At 65.9% G+C, this 21062-nt stretch carries 15 protein-coding genes and 1 tRNA gene; 10 read left to right on the top strand and 6 right to left on the bottom strand.

The annotated features are described in order from the left end of the window. Positions 1–22: 22 nt before the first annotated feature. The gene (locus tag CH295_RS09570) at positions 23–505 is read left to right on the top strand and encodes a DUF4190 domain-containing protein (RefSeq protein ID WP_094740520.1); all 483 of its coding nucleotides are present in this window, start codon (positions 23–25) and stop codon (positions 503–505) included. Here CH295_RS09570 and CH295_RS09565 read toward each other — a convergent pair. Then, positions 494–1720: an MFS transporter gene (locus CH295_RS09565; RefSeq protein ID WP_094740519.1), complete on the bottom strand. Its 1227-nt coding sequence runs from the start codon at positions 1718–1720 to the stop codon at positions 494–496. The two genes, CH295_RS09570 and CH295_RS09565, sit on opposite strands and share 12 nt — an antisense overlap. Positions 1721–1803: 83 nt before the next feature. Here CH295_RS09565 and CH295_RS09560 point away from each other — a divergent pair, with 83 nt between their 5' ends. The 3 genes from CH295_RS09560 (at position 1804) to CH295_RS09550 (ending at position 4936) form a co-directional block, all read left to right on the top strand. After that, on the top strand, positions 1804–2715 hold the full coding sequence (locus CH295_RS09560) for a LysR family transcriptional regulator (RefSeq protein WP_094740601.1): 912 nt from the start codon (positions 1804–1806) through the stop codon (positions 2713–2715). Positions 2716–2719: 4 nt separating this feature from the next. Beyond that, the gene (locus CH295_RS09555; RefSeq protein ID WP_094740518.1) at positions 2720–3334 is read left to right on the top strand and encodes a histidine phosphatase family protein; all 615 of its coding nucleotides are present in this window, start codon (positions 2720–2722) and stop codon (positions 3332–3334) included. A gap of 87 nt (positions 3335–3421) precedes the next feature. Then, positions 3422–4936 carry a phage infection protein gene (locus CH295_RS09550; protein ID WP_094740517.1) on the top strand — a complete coding sequence of 505 codons (1515 nt, stop codon included), beginning with the start codon at positions 3422–3424 and terminating at the stop codon, positions 4934–4936. Here the strand turns inward: CH295_RS09550 and CH295_RS09545 are convergent. Further along, positions 4871–5167 (bottom strand): putative quinol monooxygenase, encoded by a 297-nt coding sequence (locus tag CH295_RS09545; RefSeq protein WP_037195354.1) that lies wholly within the window; start codon positions 5165–5167, stop codon positions 4871–4873. The genes CH295_RS09550 and CH295_RS09545 overlap by 66 nt on opposite strands. A 99-nt stretch (positions 5168–5266) precedes the next feature. On the opposite strand from CH295_RS09545, the gene CH295_RS09540 reads away from it, so the two are divergent. Continuing rightward, a complete protein-coding gene (locus CH295_RS09540) occupies positions 5267–6793 on the top strand; it encodes an MFS transporter (RefSeq protein ID WP_094740516.1) in 1527 nt (508 codons plus the stop codon). Here the strand turns inward: CH295_RS09540 and CH295_RS09535 are convergent. The 4 genes from CH295_RS09535 to CH295_RS09520 form a co-directional block, all read right to left on the bottom strand. Beyond that, positions 6772–7677 carry a cutinase family protein gene (locus tag CH295_RS09535; RefSeq protein WP_037195350.1) on the bottom strand — a complete coding sequence of 302 codons (906 nt, stop codon included), beginning with the start codon at positions 7675–7677 and terminating at the stop codon, positions 6772–6774. The genes CH295_RS09540 and CH295_RS09535 overlap by 22 nt on opposite strands. 198 nt (positions 7678–7875) lie before the next feature. Next, positions 7876–9327 carry a glutamate synthase subunit beta gene (locus tag CH295_RS09530; RefSeq protein WP_037195349.1) on the bottom strand — a complete coding sequence of 484 codons (1452 nt, stop codon included), beginning with the start codon at positions 9325–9327 and terminating at the stop codon, positions 7876–7878. Further along, a complete protein-coding gene (gene gltB / locus CH295_RS09525; RefSeq protein ID WP_094740515.1) occupies positions 9320–13909 on the bottom strand; it encodes a glutamate synthase large subunit in 4590 nt (1529 codons plus the stop codon). Before gltB ends, CH295_RS09530 begins: the two co-directional genes overlap by 8 nt. Before the next feature lie 413 nt (positions 13910–14322). Further along, positions 14323–14408, bottom strand: a tRNA-Leu gene (locus tag CH295_RS09520). A gap of 207 nt (positions 14409–14615) precedes the next feature. On the opposite strand from CH295_RS09520, the gene CH295_RS09515 reads away from it, so the two are divergent. The 5 genes from CH295_RS09515 (at position 14616) to CH295_RS09495 (ending at position 21059) form a co-directional block, all read left to right on the top strand. Further along, the gene (locus CH295_RS09515) at positions 14616–16055 is read left to right on the top strand and encodes an FHA domain-containing protein (protein WP_094740514.1); all 1440 of its coding nucleotides are present in this window, start codon (positions 14616–14618) and stop codon (positions 16053–16055) included. Positions 16056–16223: 168 nt separating this feature from the next. Continuing rightward, complete coding sequence (locus tag CH295_RS09510) at positions 16224–16688, top strand: FHA domain-containing protein FhaB/FipA (protein WP_037195344.1); 465 nt, start codon at positions 16224–16226, stop codon at positions 16686–16688. Further along, on the top strand, positions 16685–18124 hold the full coding sequence (locus CH295_RS09505; protein ID WP_094740513.1) for a PP2C family protein-serine/threonine phosphatase: 1440 nt from the start codon (positions 16685–16687) through the stop codon (positions 18122–18124). The genes CH295_RS09510 and CH295_RS09505 overlap by 4 nt, the downstream gene beginning before the upstream one ends. After that, positions 18121–19578, top strand: a complete 1458-nt coding sequence (locus tag CH295_RS09500) for an FtsW/RodA/SpoVE family cell cycle protein (protein ID WP_037195339.1) — start codon at positions 18121–18123, stop codon at positions 19576–19578. The genes CH295_RS09505 and CH295_RS09500 overlap by 4 nt, the downstream gene beginning before the upstream one ends. Further along, positions 19575–21059: a peptidoglycan D,D-transpeptidase FtsI family protein gene (locus tag CH295_RS09495; protein ID WP_094632144.1), complete on the top strand. Its 1485-nt coding sequence runs from the start codon at positions 19575–19577 to the stop codon at positions 21057–21059. The genes CH295_RS09500 and CH295_RS09495 overlap by 4 nt, the downstream gene beginning before the upstream one ends. Positions 21060–21062 lie beyond the last annotated feature (3 nt).

The following is a 21062-nucleotide window of genomic DNA, read 5'->3' as shown; positions in this document are numbered from 1 at the left end:
CCCGAGGTGCCACACTCCCGCCATGGGTTATCCGCAGGGTGAAGGCAGCGATTCGTTCGACGCGTCCAGGAAGGACGAGTCGTACGGGGATTCGCAGCAGTACCCTCCGTACCGAGACCCGAACGCCCAGCACCAGAACCAGCAGTACCCTCCGAACCCGCAGTATCAAAACCCCCAGTATCAAAACACGCAATACGCCAACCCCCACTACGGGAATGCGCCGTATGCCGGCGGGTATCAGGCTCCCGCGACCACGAACACGTTGGCGATCGTGTCGCTGGTGCTGGGCATTCTCGGTCTGACGTTCATTCCGTTGCTTGCGTCGGTGTGCGCGGTGGTGTGTGGCCACATTGCGCGCGGTCAGATCAAGCGCACCGGCGAAGGCGGGTCGGGGTTCGCGACCGCAGGGCTGATCATCGGTTACGTCTCGATCGCACTGTTCGTCGTCATCGTGGGTGCGATCGTCATTTTCGCCATCGCTGCCGCGAACACGTCAACCTACTGATACCGGCTGCGCCAATCGGCCGTGCAGGCATGCGGCCCACACGCCTGCGATCAGTGCCAACGCAATGACGAACAGCGCCAACGCGTTCCATCCCAGCGACTGGAACACGACGCCGCCGATCCATCCGACCATGGACGATCCGCCGTAGTAGAAGAGGTTGTACAGCGAGGTCGCCTGCGCGCGGCCGTGGACGGCGCGTTGTCCGGTCCAGCCCGACGCGATGGCGTGGGCCGCAAAGAATCCCATGGTCAGGATCACCAGGCCGGTCAGAATGACGACGAGGTTCGACGCCATCGTCAGTGCCACTCCGGCGATCATCGTTGCGGTGGATCCGGCGAGCACCACCGACCTGCCGTGCATCGTCGCGAGCTTGCCCGCTACCCGTGAGGACACCGTACCGCTGAGGTACGCCACGAAGATCAGGCTGATCAGAGACTGTGGGAGCCCGAAAGGCACGGCCTCCAAACGGAATCCGAGGTAGTTGTAGATCGCGACGAAGCCGCCCATCAGCAGGAATCCCTGGCCGTAGAGTGCCGCCATCCCCGGTTCGCGCAGGTTTACCAAGAGCCGTCCCGGCAGGTCACGAATCTGGCTGTGCACCAGCGTCGTTCGCGGTTTCGGTGCAAGCCACACGAACAGCGCGGCGGCGAGAGCCGCAATCAGCGAGACGGTCAGGGTGCCGATGCGCCAGTTGGTGTATTCCGCAACGGGTCCGGCGACGATGCGGCCGAGCAGTCCGCCGAGCGTCGTGCCGGACACGTACGTTGCCGCGGCCAAGGCAGTGTGACTGCGATGCACCTCTTCGCTGAGATATGCGATCGCTATGGCGGGGAGACCGCCCAGTGCGGCACCTTCGAAGAATCGAACGACCAGAAGGACTTCGAGCGACGGCGCGAGCGGTACCAGCAGTCCCAACGTCGTGGCGGTGAGGATCGACGCCGTCATGGCCCGGACTCGACCGATGCGGTCGGCCGCAACCGACCAGGGAATGACCGAGACCGCGACGCCGACCGTCGCGAGTCCGACGGCGAGCGAGGACAGCGACGGCGTGATGTCGAGATTGGCGGCGATGAGCGGCAGGATTCCCTGCACCGAGTACAGCTGGGCGAACGTCGCGACTCCGGCGAACAGCAGGGCCAGGACGAGTCGGCGGTATTCGCGCGAGCCCCTGGGGTGTCCCTCCCACCCGAGGACCTCGGGCTGCGTCGTAGTCATGCAGATCACGTTAGAAGCGCTCACGGTATTCGTCCAATGCATGAGACATGGCAAACCGATACACCAACGATATGATTCGTTTCATGCGTCGCGAAGCGATCGAACTGCTGCCGCTGCTGCCGACCCTCGTGGCGGTGGCCGACACCGAACACATCACCGACGCCGCGCACGTGCTGGGCCTTCCACAGCCCACCGTCAGTCGGCAGGTGGCCCGCGCGTCGGCGATCCTGGGCGTCGACATCGTCGAACGACGCGGCCGCGGAATCGTGCTGACCAGCACCGGCCGAGTGCTGATTCCGTACCTGCAGCGAGCGTTGAGCGATATCGATGCCGGCATCGACGCCATGACCGAGCACGACGCTCGGGCCCGCGGCCGTATCGCAGTGGCGTTTCAGAACACCCTGGGCGAGGACGTCGTACCGGCGCTGATCCGGCAGTTCCGCGTCGACCACCCGGCCGTCACGTTCGATCTGGATCAGGGTGCCCGAGCGCGCTGCCTCGACCGTCTCGAAGATGGGGTCTCCGACCTGGCGTTCGTCTCTCTCAGCGCCGAGCACACCGACGACAATTCGTTCCAGCTCTACGACGAGAGGCTGATGCTCGTGGTCCCGGCCGATCATCGCCTGGCCACCCGCAGATCGGTCGATCTCGCCGACACCGCCGACGAGAACTACATCGCGATGGGCCACGGTTTCGGCATGCGGTCGATCTGCGACGAGTTGTGGGCGGACGCCGGTTTCAGCCCGCGCATCGCCTTCGAGGGGCAGGACACCCACACGGTGCGCGGACTCGTCGGGGCCGGACTCGGCATCGCCATCCTGCCGCGGATCCGAGCGCACGGCGGAGAAGGAGGAACCGTCGACATCGGGCTCACCCAGCCCGCGGCTCGTCGACGTATCGGCATGGTGTGGGATCCGCAGGCCGATTCGCCGCGTCAGGTCGCGGCCTTCCGATCGATGGTGCAGCGCAGCGGCCGCACACTCGTGATTAGGTGAGTCGATGCAACTGGTTCTGGTGCGGCACGCGCTGCCACAACGGTCGGACACCTCGGCCGATCCCGCTCTCGCCGACCTCGGCGTCGAACAATCTCTGCGGGTGCCGGGTGCAGTGGCCCGATTCCCGATCTCCCGAGTCGTGTCGAGTTCGCAGCTGCGCGCCGTCCAGACGGCGCAGCCTCTTGCCGATCGGCTCGGTCTGACCGTCGAGTCCGACGAGCGTGTGACCGAATACGATCGCGACTTCGGCGGCTACGTTCCGATCGAGTCGGCCAAGACCGAATTCCGGGAAGCATTCGATCGCATCAAGGCCGGGCATCTTCCCGAACAGGTCGACGAGCAGGCATTTCGGCAGCGAGTCCTGGCCGGTGTCGCCGATATCGTCTCGGCCGCCGCGCACACCGACACCGTAGCGCTCTTCGCCCACGGCGGCGTAATCAACATCCTGCTGCAGGACATTCTGCAGACCCCGAAGGTGCTCGGTTTCCCGATCGACTACTGCTCGGTGACGCGTGTGTTGTTCTCGCGCAGTGGCGCGAGGTCGGTCTCCTCGGTGAACGAGACCGAGCATGTGTGGGACCTGCTGCCCCGCAACCGGCAATCCACAGAGAGCTCTTAAACTCCCAGGTAGAGGGCATGAAACGCGGCGTCGACGGCCATCGAGTGGTCGGCGAGGCCGTACCTGGCAGTTAGCCTCGAACGCATCATGGGTGAATTGCGTATCTTCCGACGTCCTGCCGTTGCTCTCACTGCGCTGGCGTTTCCTCTGGTGGCGGTGGGTGCTTTTGCACTGGGCACCGGCTACGACCTCGGCGGCGAATCCACGGCCACCACCACCGCCGCCACAGAGCAGGCACCGGACCAGCAGACGGCGGACCAGCAGACGGCGGATCCTCTGGCCGCGGCCAGGAGCAGCCTCAACAGCGCTTCGCTGCCCATCACCTTTCTCTCCAGCGGTATCGGTCAGCTGACCGACGGCGGCACGCAGCTCAACGACGGCGTCGGACAGCTCGCCGACGGCATCACCCAGGCGCACGACGGGACCATCCAGCTCGCCGACGGGTTCGGGCAGTACCGCGACGGCATCGGTCAGCTCGGGGACGGCGCGTCGCAGATCAGCGGTGGCGTCGACCAGGTTGTCGACCAACTCACCGGCTTCGGCGCTCTGCAGGCCGATTTCACTGCGAAACTCGCCGCCACCGCAGACCAGGTCGATCGCTTCCCGCACCCAGGATCCGACGCCATCTCCGGCGAGATCCGCGGGGTCATCGACACCCTGAACACCCAGGCATTCGGGCCCGACACCCTCGCCCAGCTGCAGACCCTCAAGGGCGGTGCTCAGCAACTGTCCTCCGAACTCAACGACCCCAACAGTCAGTTCCTCGGTGCCACCGCACAGCTCGGCGACGCCACGGTCCAGCTGCGGGACGGACTGGGCCAGCTCGACGACGGCGGCCAACAGCTCAAAGCGGGCACCGATCAGCTCGTGACGTCCGTCGAGCCGGTCGAGGGAATCGTCAACGGCATCGCCACCAACGTGCGCAACGCCTCCGCGGCACTCCCGCCGGGAACCGCTGCCACCACCACAGACGACGGCACCGCCACGGACCAGAATCTCGCGGCCGCGACGACGTCCACCGGAACCGGTGCCACCCCGTATCTGATCGCAGCCCTGGTGGCTCTCGGAGCCCTGGGATGCGTCAGCCTCGTTCGAGTACTCGGCAAGGACAGCAGCCCACGACTGCTCTCGGTGGTTGCAGCCGTCGCCGCGGTCGGCGTCAGCGCCGCTGTGGCCTTCGCCTTCGCCACCGACGCGGCCCTCGGGCCGGTGCTCGGCGCGGGCGTCTTCCTGATCGTCTCCGCCGCGGCATATCTCGCCGCAGCGGGAGCGATTCAGCGAGTGCTCGGCGCCGTGGTCGGCCAGATCGTCAACGTCGTCGCGCTTGTGGTGCAGGTTGTCGTCTGCGGGTTCGCATACGCGTCGACCGCGCCCATCTGGGGCGATCTGGCGGCGTTCATGCCGATGAGTTACACCGCGGCCGGTGCCCGCATCATCGCGTCGGGCGAGATGAGCGGGACCGGCTGGCTCGCGATCGGTGCCACGGCGGCTCTGCTGGCCGTCTCGGCGCTGGTGTATGCGAGCGCGCGGGGTGACTCAGCCGACGGGCCGGAGCGGATGGATGGCGGGCGGAGCCGCGAGATGGGCACCGAACTCGCTTAGCGCCTGCTGCAGATGCGGGGTCTGCATGTGACCGTCGAGGTCCTCCTGCGACTTCCATACCTCGATGGTGACGAACGTGCCCGGCTCCACAGCTGACTCGAACAGCTCGTAGGAGATGTTCCCGTCTTCCTTGCGTGTTTCGGCGACGAGGGCCACCAGTCCGTCGCGCACGGCGTCGACGGCATCGGGCTTGGCGATGATCGTCGCGACGACCTTCAGATCGTTGCTCATGAGGCGTTGCTTCCTTCGTTCGGCGAGAGAGACATTCCTTCACCGAACGTACCCCCGACCCGCCTAAGCTGAGGTGTCCATTCGGGAAGGGAAGTCACAGTGAGCCAGACGGCGACCGACCAGCGCGCCACCAAGAAGGATTGGCTCGGCCTCGCAGTGTTGGTGGTGCCGATTCTCGTCGTGTCGATGGACATGTCGGTGCTGTACCTCGCTCTGCCGTTCATGACGGCCGATCTCGAACCCACCGGCAACCAGACACTGTGGATCCTCGACATCTACGGGTTCCTGCTCGCCGGCCTCCTCATCACCATGGGCTCACTCGGCGATCGGATCGGCCGACGCACCCTGCTCATGATCGGTGCCGTCGTGTTCGGGGCCGCGTCACTCGCCGCGACGTTCTCCACCTCCCCCGAGATGCTGCTCGTCGCGCGTGCACTACTGGGCATCGGTGGAGCCACCATCGCACCGAGCACATTGTCCTTGATACGCAACATGTTTCACGACCCGACGCAACGCAAGGAAGCCATCGGCCTGTGGACCGCCGGCTTCGCGGGCGGTGCCGCGGTGGGACCTGTCATCGGAGGTGTTCTGCTCGAGCACTTCTGGTGGGGTTCGGTGTTCCTGATCAACATCCCGATCATGGTCGTACTCTTCGTCGCGGCCCCACTTCTGGTCCCCGAGTTCAAGGACACCGACCCCGGCAGATTCGACCCGATCAGCGTGGTCCTCGCGATCTCCTCGATGCTCTCGATCGTCTTCGCCATCAAACACGGCGCGCAGGAGGGAATCGACCTCGCAGCAGCCGTGAGTGCGGTGGCCGGGCTGGCATTGGGCGCGGTGTTCGTTCTCCGGCAGCGCAGGGCCGCGAACCCGCTGATCGACGTCACGCTGTTCGCCGAACGAGCCTTCAGCGCAGCTGTTGTGGTGCAGTTCCTGGTCATCTTCGCGATGACCGGATTCAGCCTCTTCGCCTCCCAGTACCTACAGCTCGTCGTCGGTCTCGGACCGCTCGAAGCCGGCCTGTGGCTGCTGGTTCCCGCCGTCGCCGCAGCGGCCGGTGCCGTGCTCGCACCGACGCTCAGCAAGGTGATCCGGACGGGCACGATCATTGCGGGCGGACTGTTGTCCATCGCCATCGGTTGCATGGCAATGGCATTCGTGAACGCCGATTCCGGGCTACCGTTACTGCTCACCGGTATGGCCGTGCTGACCTTCGGGATCGGCGCTGCCTCGACGCTCAACTCCGACATCGTGCTCACCGCCGCGGCTCCCGAAAAGGCCGGGGCCGCATCGGCATTGTCCGAAACCGGAGCCGAATTGGGCGGAGCCGTCGGTATCGCCATCCTCGGCACGATCGGCAGTACCGTCTACCGACACCGCATGGACGACGCCATCCCCGCGCAGACGCCCGCCGAGATCGCCGATCCGGCACGAGAGACCATCGGTGGTGCCGTCGCCGTCGCCGATTACCTACCGGAGCCGTTCGCCTCGCAACTGACTGCAGTCGCGAACTCGTCGTTCATCGACGGCTTCACTCTTGCGTCGGGTGCGAGCGCCGTCCTGATGGCCGTCAGTGCAGTCACCGTCTTCGTGCTGCTCCGCCGTCAGACCGCGTCGGTGAGGTAGCGCGCCAACCACCGCGTCGCGGACTGGCCGTTCTCGACGTCGTAGCTCTGATACTCCTGGTGGATGCCGGAGCGGTAGAACGCCTCGATCTCCCGCTGACGCTGAGCGTTCGCCTGGTCGGTGAGCTGGCCCTGCAACACCGGCAGACCACCGGCCGCTGCGAGGTCCGCGATCAGGGACTGTGCTTCCTGCGAGTACTGATCGGCGACGTTCGGCGCAGGGTTGGACGACACTGCCAAGAAGCCGGCCAACCGCGCGACGTAATCGTCCTTGGGCGTCGAGCAGTACAGATCGCCGACGGCACAGAATGTCCGCACCACGGGGCTGACGTAGCCGAATCCGCCGACCCGGGGTCCACCGACACCGGTTCCGACCACGGCCGGCCCCACCAGAGCGTCGGTATCGGAGCGCTTCGGGTCGGAGATCAAGCCCACCGCCACCACCTTGTCCGCGGGAACGACGCCGACTCCGGTGCCGATGGCCGCGGCGAGATCGCCCGCCGCGTCGGCTCCCTGGCTGTAGCCGATGATGCCGAGTTTCGTCGCACCGCAACGATCCGCCATCGCCTTCAGCATCCCGCCCGCGTTGGCGACGGCTGCGGCGCGGGACTGCCCGTACACCTCACCCTCCCAGGGGAACGCGGTGGCGGGATACGAGACGTAGTCGGTGCGGATGCCGCTACCGAGACGATCGGTGACGTCGGTGAGCATCCCCGGCTTCGGTGCGGCACCCGAGCTCGTCTCCCAGGTTCCCGGAATGGCCACGACGTACATCGTCGGGCAATCGGCAGGGTCTGCGGCGGCGGGCGATGCCGCTCCGACGACCAGGCCGGACGCAACAGCTGCAGCGACGCCGATACCGGCGCAGATCTTCTTGACACTCATGGGGAGGGGGCCTCACTGGGTGATCGAACGCTTCGTTTGTTCGATCACCACAATGACAGCGGCCTGTGACCATCAGATGCCCACATGGTTAACGGACGTAACCGTGTGGCCGGCGTCGTGAAACGCAGACGAGCTCGACGTTGTGGACGGGATCGGACCGCAATCCGTCCACAACGTCGAGCTCGGCGAGAAAAGCTACTACCGCTGCGGTGCCTGGGTCGGCACGATCGGCGACGGCAGTGCGGTTGCTCCCTGCAGGAAGGTGTCGACGGCGGCCGCGCAGGAGCGGCCCTCGGCGATGGCCCACACGATGAGCGACTGGCCACGACCCATGTCTCCGGCGACGAACACACCGGGGACGTTGGTGACCCACTCGTTGGTGCGCTCGACGTTGCCGCGCTGGTTGAAGTCGACGCCCAGATCGGTCAGCAGACCGCCCTTGTCCGGTCCGACGAATCCCATGGCGAGCAGAACCAGATCGGCCTCGAGGGTGAACTCGCTGCCCTCGACCTTCTCGAACTTGCCTGCCTTGAACTCGACCTCACAGGCTTCGAGTGCGGTGACCTTGCCGTCTTCGCCGACGAAACGCTCGGTGTTGACCGAGAAGACGCGTTCGCCACCCTCCTCGTGTGCCGAGGCAACCCGGTACATCAGCGGGTACGTCGGCCACGGGGTGGACGTCGCACGCTCCTCGGGCGGGCGGGCCATGATCTCGAACTGGTGGACGCTCTCGGCGCCCTGACGGTGCGAGGTACCGAGGCAGTCCGCGCCGGTGTCGCCGCCGCCGATGATGACGACCTTCTTGCCCTCGGCGCTGACGGGCGGCGCAGCGAAGTCGCCCTGCTGGACGCGATTGGCGTGCGGCAGGAACTCCATGGCCTGGTAGATGCCGTCGAGCTCGCGGCCCTCGATGGGCAGGTCACGCCATGCGGTGGCACCGCCGGAGAGGACCACGGCGTCGAACTGCTCGCGCAGTTCGTCGGCCGAGATATCCACGCCCACATCGACACCGGTGCGGAAGACGGTGCCCTCGGCCTCCATCTGCGCCAGCCGACGATCGATGTGGCGCTTCTCCATCTTGAACTCGGGGATGCCGTAGCGCAGCAGTCCACCGATGCGATCGGCACGCTCGAACACCGTGACGGTGTGGCCTGCGCGGGTGAGCTGCTGCGCTGCAGCGAGTCCCGCCGGGCCCGATCCGACGACGGCGACGGTCCTACCGGTCAGGTGAGTCGGGTAGACCGGCGTCACCCAGCCTTCTTCGAAGGCCTTGTCGATGATCTCGACCTCGACCTGCTTGATGGTGACCGGATCCTGGTTGATGCCAAGGACACACGACGCCTCGCACGGGGCGGGGCACAACCGTCCGGTGAATTCCGGGAAGTTGTTGGTGGCGTGCAGCCGATCGATGCTGTCACGCCAGCGGTCCTTGAACACCAGGTCGTTCCACTCGGGAATCAGGTTCCCCAGTGGGCAACCGTTGTGGCAGAACGGGATACCGCAGTCCATGCATCGACTTGCCTGGGTGCGCAGGGTGTCCTTCGAGAAGTCTTCGTAGACCTCTTTCCAGTCCATCAGGCGCAGGTCGACGGGCCGCCGCTTGGGCACCTCGCGAACCGTGTTCTTCAGAAATCCCTGTGGGTCACCCACGAGCTGCCTCCATGATCGCTTCGTCCACGTCCGCGCCGTTCTTCTCGGCTTCGGAGATGGCCAGCAGTACCTTCTTGTAGTCGCGAGGCATGACCTTCACGAAATGGTTCACCTGCTGTGACCAATCCGCGAGGATCCGCTCGGCCACCTCGGAGCCGGTCTGCTCCTGATGGCGAGTGACGATGTCGCGGAGCCAGGTGAACTCGTCACCCTCGAGCTCCTCGATGTCGACCAGCTCGGTGTTGAGGTTGGCCTCGAACGTCTTGTTGGGATCGAAGACGAACGCGACGCCACCGGACATACCGGCACCGAAGTTACGGCCCGTCGTGCCCAGAATGACGACCTTGCCGCCGGTCATGTACTCGCAGCCGTGATCGCCGACGCCTTCGACGACGGCAACGGCACCGGAGTTACGAACCGCGAAGCGCTCACCGACGACGCCGCGGATGAGAGCCTCACCGCTGGTGGCGCCGAACAGGAACACGTTTCCGCCGATGATGTTGTCCTCGGCGACGAATCCCTTCGGGGCGTTCAACGACGGCCGCAGCACGAGATGTCCGCCGGACAGTCCCTTGCCGACGAAGTCGTTGGCGTCCCCGTTCAGGCGAAGCGTCATACCGGACGGGACGAACGCGCCGAAGCTGTTGCCTGCCGAACCGGTGAACGTGATCTCGATGGTGTCGTCCGGCAGTCCGACGCCGCCGTACGCCTTGGTGACCTCGTGCCCGAGCATCGTGCCGACGGTGCGGTTGACGTTGGTGATCTTGGACTCGAACGCGACCTTCTCGCCCTTGTCCAACGCATTGCGGCTGGCCGCGATGAGCTGCTGATCGAGTGCCTTGTCGAGACCGTGATCCTGGACGCCGGTGTTGTAGAGGTTCTGGTTCATGAACGCCGACTCGACCTCTTCGAGGATCGGCGACAGATCCAGCTTCGACGCCTTCCAGTGCTCCTTGGCCGCGGTGGTGTCCAGCAGACCCACCTGACCGACGGCCTCGTCGAGCGTGCGGAATCCGAGCTCGGCCATGAGCTCGCGAACCTCTTCGGCGATGAACATGAAGAAGTTCTCGACGAACTCCGGCTTGCCCGCGAAACGCTTGCGCAGCAACGGGTTCTGCGTCGCGACACCCACGGGGCAGGTGTCGAGGTGGCAGACGCGCATCATGATGCAGCCCGAGACGACGAGCGGAGCGGTGGCGAAACCGAACTCCTCGCCGCCGAGCAGAGCGGCAACCATGACGTCGCGGCCGGTCTTGAGCTGACCGTCCACCTGCACGACGATGCGGTCGCGAAGTCCGTTGAGCAGCAACGTCTGCTGGGTCTCGGCCAAGCCGAGCTCCCACGGTCCACCCGCGTGCTTGACCGATGTCAGCGGCGTCGCGCCGGTGCCGCCGTCGTGGCCCGAGATGAGCACGACGTCGGCGTGCGCCTTGGAGACACCGGCGGCGACCGTTCCGACGCCGACCTCGGAGACCAGCTTCACATGGATGCGGGCCTGCGGGTTGGCGTTCTTCAGGTCGTGGATCAGCTGCGCGAGATCCTCGATCGAGTAGATGTCGTGGTGCGGCGGCGGCGAGATCAGGCCGACGCCGGGCGTCGAGTGCCGAACCTCGGCGACCCACGGGTACACCTTGTGCGCCGGAAGCTGGCCGCCCTCACCGGGCTTGGCTCCCTGCGCCATCTTGATCTGGATGTCGGTGCAGTTGGTCAGGTAGTGCGAGGTGACGCCGAAGCGTCCCGACGCGACCTGCTTGATGGCACTGCGTCGCCAGTCGCCGTTCTCGTCCGGCTCGAACCGCGAGACGTCCTCGCCGCCCTCACCGGAGTTCGAGCGCCCGCCGAGACGGTTCATGGCGATGGCGAGGGTCTCGTGCGCCTCGGCCGAGATGGAGCCGTAGCTCATCGCACCCGTCGAGAAACGCTTGACGATCTCGCTGGCCGGCTCGACCTCGTCGATCGAAATGGCTTGCCGCTCTTCGGTCTTGAAGCGGAACAGACCGCGCAGCGACGCGAGTCGCTCGGACTGGTCGTCGACCATCTTCGTGTATTCCTTGAAGATGTCGTACTGGCCGGTGCGGGTGGAGTGCTGCAGCTTGAACACCGTGTCCGGGTTGAAGAGGTGGTACTCCCCTTCGCGACGCCACTGGTACTCGCCACCGGTCTCGAGCTCGCGGTGCGCGCGCTCCTGACGGTTGTCGAGGTACGCCACGGCGTGCCGCGCTGCGACGTCGTCGGCGACCTGATCGAGATCGATGCCGCCGAGGTGGCTGTTGAGGCCGGTGAAGTACTCGTCGACCAGTTCCTGCGAGAGGCCGATGACCTGGAACAGCTGAGCTCCGGTGTACGACGCGAGGGTCGAGATGCCCATCTTGGACATCACCTTGAGCACACCCTTGCCCGCGGCCTTGATGTAGTTGGTGACGGCCTTGTCGAACTCGATGTCGGTGAGGGCGCCGCGCTCGATCATGTCCTCGATGGACTCGAACGCCATGTACGGGTTGACCGCTGCGGCACCGAAACCGATGAGCAGGGCCATGTGGTGCACCTCGCGGGCGTCACCGGCCTCGATGATCAGGCCGACCTTGGTGCGGGTCCGCTCGCGGACCAGATGGTGGTGCACCGCGGCGGTGAGGAGCAGCGACGGAATCGGAGCGAGCTTCTCGCTGGACTCGCGGTCCGAGAGCACGATGATCCGGGCGCCACCCGAGATGGCTGCGGAAACCTGAGCGCGAATGGCCTCCAACGACTTTCGGAGGCCCTCACCGCCCTCGGCCACCGGGTAGAGACCGCGCACGACCACCGAGCGCAGCTCTTCCTGAGTGCCCTCGTCGTTGATGTGGACGAGCTTGGCGAGGTCGTCGTTGTGCAGGATCGGCTGCGGAAGCACGATCTGCTTGCAGCTGTCGGCACCCGGGTTGAGCAGATCGCCCTCGGGTCCGATGGTGCCGCCGAGGCTGGTGACGATCTCCTCGCGGATGGCATCGAGCGGCGGGTTGGTGACCTGCGCAAACAGCTGCGAGAAGTAGTCGAACAGCATCCGCGGGCGAGCCGACAGTACGGCGATCGGGGTGTCGGTACCCATGGAACCGATGGCCTCGGCACCGGACTTCGCCATGGGCGAGACCAGCACGTTCAGTTCCTCGGTGGTGTACCCGAAGATCTGCTGACGGATGAGCACGCGGTCGTGCGGCATGTGCACGTGCGGACGCTCGGGCAGATCGTCGATCGAGGTCAGGCCCTCGTCGAGCCACTGCTGGTACGGATGCTCGGCGGCGAGCTCGTCCTTGATCTCGTCGTCGGAGACGATGCGGCCCTGCGCGGTGTCCACCAGGAACATGCGGCCCGGCTGCAGGCGAACCTTGCGGACGACCTTCGACGGATCGATGTCGAGAACGCCGACCTCGGAGGCCATGACGACCAGACCGTCGTCGGTGACCCACAGCCGGCTCGGGCGCAGGCCGTTGCGGTCCAGGACCGCGCCGATGACGGTGCCGTCGGTGAAGCACACCGACGCCGGTCCGTCCCAGGGCTCCATCAGCGAGGAGTGGTACTTGTAGAACGCCCGACGAGCGGGGTCCATGGATTCGTGCCGCTCCCACGCCTCGGGAATCATCATCAGCACGGCGTGCGGCAGACTGCGTCCACCGAGGTGCAGCAGCTCGAGCACCTCGTCGAAACGTGCTGTGTCACTTGCTCCGTGAGTGACCACGGGGAAGATCTTCTCGAGCGCCTCGGAGCCGCCGAACACGTCGGAGGCGATGAGCGCCTCGCGGGCACGCATCCAGTTCTCGTTACCGGTGGCGGTGTTGATCTCGCCGTTGTGGGCGACGCGTCGGAACGGATGCGCCAGCGGCCACGACGGGAACGTGTTGGTCGAGAAGCGCGAATGCACAAGTCCCAGTGCGCTTTCGACGCGCTCGTCCTGCAGGTCGAGGTAGAAGCCCTTGAGCTGAGGCGTGGTCAGCATGCCCTTGTAGACGAAGGTCTGCGAGGACAGTGACGGGAAGTACACGGTCTCGCGGCCGGGGCCGTCCTTGCCCGCGCCCTCTTCGCCCAGCTCGTGCTCGACGCGCTTGCGGATGACGAACGCACGACGCTCGAGTTCGAGGTCGGTGATCGACGCGTCGGGGGCAGCGAGGAACAGCTGACGGAAGGTCGGCATCGCGTCGCGCGCCAGAGCGCCGAGGGAGGAGTCGTCGGTGGGAACCTCACGCCAACCGAGGACCGTCAGGCCCTCGTTCTCGACGATGCGCTCGACACCCTCGCAGGCGCGTGCTGCGTCGCTGCGGCCCTGCGGAAGAAATGCGACACCGGTTGCGTACGCGCCGGGCACGGGGAGCTCGAAATCTACGACGGCGCGGAAGAACGCGTCCGGAACCTGGATCAGAATGCCCGCACCGTCACCGGTGTTCGGTTCGGAGCCGGCAGCACCGCGGTGCTCGAGGTTGACCAGGGCGGTGATCGCCTTCTCGACGATGTCGCGACTGCGTCGACCGTGCATGTCCACCACGAACGCGACACCACAGGAGTCGTGTTCGTTGGCGGGATCGTAGAGGCCTTGCGGGCCCGGAGTGTGCTTCATACCTAGCCTTCGGATAAGTCCAGCCTTGATACTCGTCGGCGACGGTGTGGTGTAACCGGCTGCACGAACGGCCTGCGGTGCGTCCTCGCCGTTGAAGCTGCACCTGTCGATCGTCGACGCTTTCCTCTGCACGAGCAGGTAGGCGCGTGGTAGAAAAGTGAGGTCGGGCGGATCCGGCCGTGGTGAGGCCGATCCAACTACGAACGATAAGTCAGTACCTGGGTGCCCCCGCAAATAAGGTAAGCCTATTATGGGCTCTCACCTGCGAATTTCCGTATACGAGACGTCCTCGGGACCGGCACTTCGACTCCACTGCCGACATCGGCCGAAAATCACACGCCTGTAAGACGATTCGATGCAGGACACCCGGAAAAAACTACTGGCCGCAGCGATCGAATCAGCTGCGGCCAGTGTGGTGGGCGGAGGGGGACTTGAACCCCCACGTCCCGAAGGACACTGGCACCTGAAGCCAGCGCGTCTGCCATTCCGCCACCCGCCCGGGTGACGGCGAGAACACTAACACGCACCATGCCGCGCTCGAAAATCGCCACTTCGAGCTGCCGGCAGCCGACGGCGGCGGGCAGTCCCCGTCGGCGGCACCGTATATCATGCTTGCAGCGCGACTTCGTGATGACACGCGGCCGTCGCGGCCTGCACACCAGCAGGCACCACACGGTGGAAGAACACAGTGAGAGGAGGGGTCACGATGGGCATCGTTCAACGTTTCGAGCGCAAGCTCCAAGGCGCTGTCGGCGACGTCTTCGCCCGCGTGTTCGGCGGAGGCGTCGTACCGGCGGAGGTGGAGGCAGCGCTTCAGCAGGAAGCGTCGGATCTGGTTCGGCCCCTCGAGGGCGGGCACCTCCTGGCACCCAACAGCTACGTCATCACCATCAACAGCTCGGACCACGACGAGCTCGCCGGTGACCGAGCACTCACGGTCAAGGCGTTCTCGCGCCACCTCGACGATTACATCCGCGATCAAGGCTGGCAGACCTACGGCGACGTGGTGGTTCGCTTCGAGCCGTCACCCACCCTTCACACCGGGCAGTTCCGTGCCAGTGGCTCGGTCGATCCCGATGTGGGACGATCGGCGACTGCTGCGCGGAACGAGTCCGCACAGCAGGGCGCGTCGGCACAAGCAGCACCGAGTCCCGTCCCTTCAGCTACGCAGCGACCGTCTGCCCCACCGATGTCGATACCAGGAGCCGGCCACATGACGCAGAACCCAGGCTACGACCCGCAGCGCGACCCCGCGGACGGTCATCGTCCCGATCCGCGCGCGCGCAACGGTTACGCCGGTGGCCAGGATCCGCGCTACCCCGCACGTGAGCAGAACGCACGTGAGCAGAACGGGTACGACGCTCAGGCCTACGCACCGGCCGATCACGACCCGCGCTACGACCAGCAGGCGTACAACGGCGGTTACGACGAGCAGCCGTACCCCGAGCAGGGTCAGGCCTACAGCGCAGCCGGCCAGGACCAGGGCTACGACCCCCACGCCTACGGCGCGCCCGGCGGCCAGGACCAGGGCTACGACGCACAGGCCTACAACGCGCAGGGGTACGACGGCCAGGCGTACGACGCACAGGGTTACAACGGCCAGGGCTACGACTACAACGCCGCCGAGCAGGGGGCCGCGTACTCCGAGGCCCCCTACCAGGAGCAGGCGTACAACGACCAGGCCGGTCGGTACGCCGAGCCCCAGGCCGCCGGATACCAGCAGCCCGGCTACCAGCAGCCCGGTTACGACTACCCGCCCGCTCCGGCCGCCTACGGTCGTGGCTACCCACAGGGCGCGGGCGACCGCGGCGACGGGTACGGCTACGACCAGCCCGCCTCGTACGCAGGTCAGAGTCAGGCGCTCGCCGCGACGCTGCAGCTCGAAGACGGCAGCGGCCGCTACTACCAGCTCCGTGACGGTCAGAACATCATCGGCCGGGGCCAGGACGCACAGTTCCGACTCCCCGACACCGGCGTTTCGCGTCGACACATCGAGATCCGGTGGGACGGCCGCGTGGCCATGCTCTCCGATCTCGGTTCCACCAACGGCACCACCGTCAACGGCGCCCCGGTGCAGGACTGGCAATTGGCCGACGGCGACGTCATTCGGGCCGGTCACTCCGAAATCCTGGTCCGGATCGTCTGACGATCCTCGTGGGCTCGGGTGGGGGTTCGACTCGCACTCTCGTCCACCCGTATGTCGTCCACACGAGCTGCTTCACCCTATGATGCTGCGAGGCAACCATGTCTGCCGCGCCGCGGCTCTGTGCGTGGGCGGGATGCAGGTCGATTGCGAAGGAGGAGGTGAATCGTCGTGCAGGGATTGATTCTGCAACTGACAAGGGCGGGCTTCCTGCTGTTGTTGTGGTTCTTCGTCTGGGCCGTCCTTCGCACCTTGCGCAGTGACATCTACGCGGCCGCAGGCATGCGAGTGCCTGCTCGCTACTCCGGCGGCTCGAAAGTTCTTCCGTCGTTCAACAAGCAGAAGGTGGCCAAGTACCTCGTGGTGACCCAGGGCGGTCTCGCCGGAACGCGCATCTCGCTCGGCACGCAGCCCGTCCTCATCGGACGCGCGGACGACTCCACTCTCGTTCTGACAGACGACTACTCGTCGACGCGGCATGCGCGCATCTCGCCCCGCGGCGGTGATTGGTACGTCGAGGACCTCGGTTCGACCAACGGCACCTACCTCGACCGCGCGAAGGTGACCACCGCCGTTCGCGTCCCCTTGGGAACCCCTGTCCGCGTCGGCAAGACCGTGATCGAGTTGCGCCCGTGACCCTCGTCCTTCGCTATGCCGCCCGCAGTGATCGCGGTCTGGTTCGATCCAACAACGAGGACTCCGTGTACGCCGGCGCTCGCCTACTGGCGCTGGCCGACGGAATGGGCGGCCACGCTGCCGGTGAAGTGGCCTCACAGTTGATGATCGCCGCACTGGCTCATCTCGACGACGACGAGCCGGGCGAGGATCTGCTGGGCAAGCTCGAAGCAGCCACCCGCGAAGGCAACGCGTCCATCGCAGATCAGGTCGAGGACGAACCCGAGCTCGACGGCATGGGAACCACGCTGACCGCAATCCTGTTCGCGGGCAAGCGAATCGGACTGGTACACATCGGCGATTCGCGCGCGTACATGCTGCGCGACGGCTCGCTCACCCAGATCACCCGAGACGACACCTTCGTTCAGTCCCTCGTCGACGAGGGCCGCATCACCGCCGAGCAGGCGCACACACACCCGCAGCGCTCCTTGATCATGCGTGCCCTCACCGGCAACGAGATCGAGCCGACGCTCACCGTTCGGGAAGTACGTGCGGGTGACCGATACCTGCTGTGCTCCGACGGCCTCTCGGACGTCGTCAGCGACGAGACCATCGAGAACACCATGAACGAGGGCGAGACGGGGCCCTGCGCAGATCGTCTCATCGAACTCGCGCTTCGCAGTGGCGGTCCGGACAACGTGACGGTCGTCGTGGCCGACGTGATCGACCTCGACTACGGACAGAGCCACCCCATCCTCGGCGGTGCCGCCAGCACCGAAGACGAGGAGGACGCCCCTCCGCCCAACACCGCAGCAGGGCGCGCCGCAGCGATGCGGCCACCGCGTACGACGCCCAAACGCGTCACCGCACCGGTCGTCACGCCCGAGAAGAAGTCGCACAAGCTGCGCTGGACGTTGATCGCCCTGACCCTGGTGGTGCTGGCGGGAATCGGTGCGCTGGTGGCCAATTCGATCATCAAGGGCAACTACTACGTCGGTGCCGACAACAGCAAGGTCACCGTGCTGCGCGGGCTTCCCGGCTCGGTACTGGGCTACTCGTTGCAGAGCGTCGAGCTGATCGGCTGCCTCGACGACGACGGAGCCGTCACGCTGACCGCGCCGGATGCCGCTCCGGCGGACTGCGTTCCGTTCGAGATCGACGATCTTCTGCCCGCCGCACGTGAGCAGGTCACGGCCGGCCTGCCGTCGGGATCTCTCGACGATGCGCGCGGCCAGGTCGAGCGGTTGGCCTCCGGGGACCTGCTTCAGGTCTGCGAGACCGAGCCGGTCGTCACCACGACCGTCGAACCGACTCCGACGGCGATCATCCCGCCGCCCGCGGCACCGCTGCCGCCCACGGTCGAACCCACTGCGGAACCAGCACCGACGACCACAGCGGCACCGACACCGACGGTTCCGCAGATTCCCGGCCAGAACTGCAGGACCGGTACTCGATGAGTTCCAATCCGTCCGCGGGAGGGTCCTTTCCGAGTCCGCCCGAAGGATTCGCGCCAGCACCGATTCAATCGAACCGGCGCGGCGTCGAACTGCTTCTGCTCGGGGCCGCCGTCCTGATCACCACGATCTCGCTGGTACTGGTCGAAGCCAGTCAGGAACAGACCATCACCTGGGATCTGGCGAAATACGCGGTCGCGTATCTCGCGCTGATGACAGTGGCGCACCTGGCCGTGCGACGCTTCGCGCCCTACGCGGATCCGCTGCTGCTGCCGATCGTGGCGCTGCTCAACGGACTCGGTCTGGTGCTCATTCATCGCCTCGACCTGGCCGACGAGCAGCAGGCTCAATATCTCGGAAACCCCATTCCGTCGCCCGATGCCAATCAGCAGGTGCTGTGGACCACGCTGGCCATCGCCGGCTTCGTCGCCCTGCTGGTGCTGTTGCGCGATTACCGCACCCTGGCTCGCTACGGCTACACCGTCGGACTCGCGGGACTGGTTCTCCTGGCCATCCCGGCGATGCTGCCGTCGGCATTCTCCGAGGTCAACGGATCGAAGATCTGGATCAGGCTGCCCGGCTTCAGTATTCAGCCCGGCGAGTTCGCGAAGATCCTGCTGCTCATCTTCTTTGCATCGCTGCTGGTCGCCAAGCGTGAACTGTTCACCGTCGCAGGCAAGCACTTCCTCGGCATGGACTTCCCGCGAGCGCGCGATCTGGGGCCGATCCTGGTCGTCTGGATCGTCTCGGTCGGCGTGCTGGTGTTCGAGAAGGACCTCGGTACGTCGCTGCTGATCTTCGGAACCGTCCTGGTGATGATCTACATCGCCACCGAACGCGTCGGTTGGTTGATCATCGGTTTCGGGCTGTTGCTCGTCGGGTTCCTGTTCGCGTACCAGGTGTTCGGCCACGTCAAGATCCGCACCGACACCTGGCTGCACCCGTTCGACGACTACAACGACACCGGCTATCAGATCGTCCAGTCGATGTTCAGCTTCGCCACGGGCGGGTTGGCAGGCACCGGACTCGGTAGTGGTCGCCCGTCCCAGGTTCCGTTCGCCAAGACGGACTTCATCATCGCCACGGTCGGCGAAGAGCTGGGCCTCATCGGCCTGACCGCGGTCCTGATCCTGTACTTGCTGTTCATCATTCGCGGCATGCGTACCGCGCTGGCCGTTCGCGACAGCTTCGGCAAACTGCTGGCCGCGGGGTTGTCGTTCACCATTGCCATCCAGCTGTTCGTCGTCGTCGGCGGCGTCACCAAACTCATCCCACTCACCGGCCTCACCACGCCGTATCTGTCCTACGGAGGATCGTCGCTTCTCGCCAACTACCTGCTCCTCGCGCTGCTGATCAAGATCTCCGACGCAGCCCGTGAGCCGGCAAAGCCCAAGAAGAAGCCCGCCCCGGCGGCGCCCATCGCGGAGGCACCGACCGAGATGGTGAAGCGCGCATGAACACTCCCCTGCGCCGCGTGTCCATCGCCGTGATGGTCATGGTCGTCGCGTTGCTCGCCAACGCCACCTACCTTCAGGTCATCAAGGCCGACGATCTGCGCACCGACCCGAGAAACTCACGAGTGCTGCTCGACGAGTACTCACGCCAGCGCGGTCAGATCTCGGCAGGCGGCCAGGTGCTCGCATCCTCGGTCCCCACCGAAGACCGCTACAAGTACCTGCGCACGTACCCCCAGAATTCGATCTCCCCGGCCAGCCCGCAGGCCAACGCGCCGATCACCGGCTACTACTCGATGCTGTACTCGAGCAGCGGCCTCGAACGCGCCGAGGACCCCGTACTCAACGGATCCGACGACCGGCTCTTCGGGGGACGACTGTTCGACCTCATCTCCGGCCGAGATCCCCGCGGCGGCAACGTGGTCACCACCATCGATCCCGTCGTTCAGCAGGTCGCCTACGACCAGCTGACCGCCAAGGGATACACCGGCTCCGTCGTGGCCCTCGACCCGGCCACCGGCAACATCCTGGCCATGGCCAGCACCCCCAGCTACGACCCGAACCTGCTGGCCAGCCACGATGGCAGCACCACCACCGCGGCATGGGAGAACCTGAGCAACGATCCCGAGAAGCCGATGGTCAACCGGGCGATTTCGCAGACCTACCCACCCGGATCGACGTTCAAGGTGATCACCACCGCAGCCGCACTCGAAGCGGGCGCGACACCGGACGATCAACTCACGGCCGCGTCGAACATCACGTTGCCGGGAACCTCGACAACGCTGGAGAACTACAACGGTTCGACGTGCGGCGGCGGCCAGACGGCAACGCTGAGAGAAGCTTTCGCACGCTCGTGCAACACCGCCTTCGTCGAGCTCGGCATCGACACCGGGGTGGACAAGATGCGCGAGACCTCGGCGGCGTTCGGCATCGGTGAGAACACCACCATTCCGCTCACCGTCGCCGACAGCACCATCGGACCCATCGACGACGACGCCGCCCTCGGTCAATCCAGCATCGGCCAGCGCGACGTGGCGCTGACCCCGCTGCAGGACGCCGTCATCGCTGCCACCGTGGCCAACGACGGTGTGCGAATGGCCCCGAACCTGGTGCAGCAGCTGCAGTCTCCCGACCTGTCGGACCTGTCGAGCTACCAGCCCAAGGCCATGGGCCAGGCGATCAGCTCCACCACCGCGGCGACGCTGAAAGACCTGATGATCGGCTCCGAGAACAACACCAGCGGCGAGGGCAAGATCCCCGGGGTACAGATCGCATCGAAAACCGGTACCGCAGAACATGGTTCCGACCCGCGCAACACCCCGCCGCACGCGTGGTACATCGGATTCGCACCCGCCGACGACCCCAAGGTCGCCATCGCCGTCATCGTCGAGGATGGCGGCGACCGCGCCCTCGCCGCGACCGGTGGATCCGTGGCCGCACCCATCGGCCGCGCCGTCATCGCAGCCGCATTGCAGGGGAGGTGACAT

Origin of the sequence: Rhodococcus sp. 14-2483-1-2 (assembly GCF_002259405.1) — a bacterium.
Classification (GTDB): domain Bacteria; phylum Actinomycetota; class Actinomycetes; order Mycobacteriales; family Mycobacteriaceae; genus Rhodococcoides.
This window is presented reverse-complemented; position numbering and strand designations above follow the sequence as displayed.

Coding starts and splice junctions, on each gene's coding strand:
- CH295_RS09570 (WP_094740520.1), top strand. CDS start 23: ATGGGTTATCCGCAGGGTGAAGGCAGCGATTCGTTCGACGCGTCCAGG.
- CH295_RS09565 (WP_094740519.1), bottom strand. CDS start 1,720: ATGACTACGACGCAGCCCGAGGTCCTCGGGTGGGAGGGACACCCCAGG.
- CH295_RS09560 (WP_094740601.1), top strand. CDS start 1,804: ATGCGTCGCGAAGCGATCGAACTGCTGCCGCTGCTGCCGACCCTCGTG.
- CH295_RS09555 (WP_094740518.1), top strand. CDS start 2,720: ATGCAACTGGTTCTGGTGCGGCACGCGCTGCCACAACGGTCGGACACC.
- CH295_RS09550 (WP_094740517.1), top strand. CDS start 3,422: ATGGGTGAATTGCGTATCTTCCGACGTCCTGCCGTTGCTCTCACTGCG.
- CH295_RS09545 (WP_037195354.1), bottom strand. CDS start 5,167: ATGAGCAACGATCTGAAGGTCGTCGCGACGATCATCGCCAAGCCCGAT.
- CH295_RS09535 (WP_037195350.1), bottom strand. CDS start 7,677: ATGAGTGTCAAGAAGATCTGCGCCGGTATCGGCGTCGCTGCAGCTGTT.
- gltB (WP_094740515.1), bottom strand. CDS start 13,909: ATGAAGCACACTCCGGGCCCGCAAGGCCTCTACGATCCCGCCAACGAA.
- CH295_RS09515 (WP_094740514.1), top strand. CDS start 14,616: ATGGGCATCGTTCAACGTTTCGAGCGCAAGCTCCAAGGCGCTGTCGGC.
- CH295_RS09500 (WP_037195339.1), top strand. CDS start 18,121: ATGAGTTCCAATCCGTCCGCGGGAGGGTCCTTTCCGAGTCCGCCCGAA.
- CH295_RS09495 (WP_094632144.1), top strand. CDS start 19,575: ATGAACACTCCCCTGCGCCGCGTGTCCATCGCCGTGATGGTCATGGTC.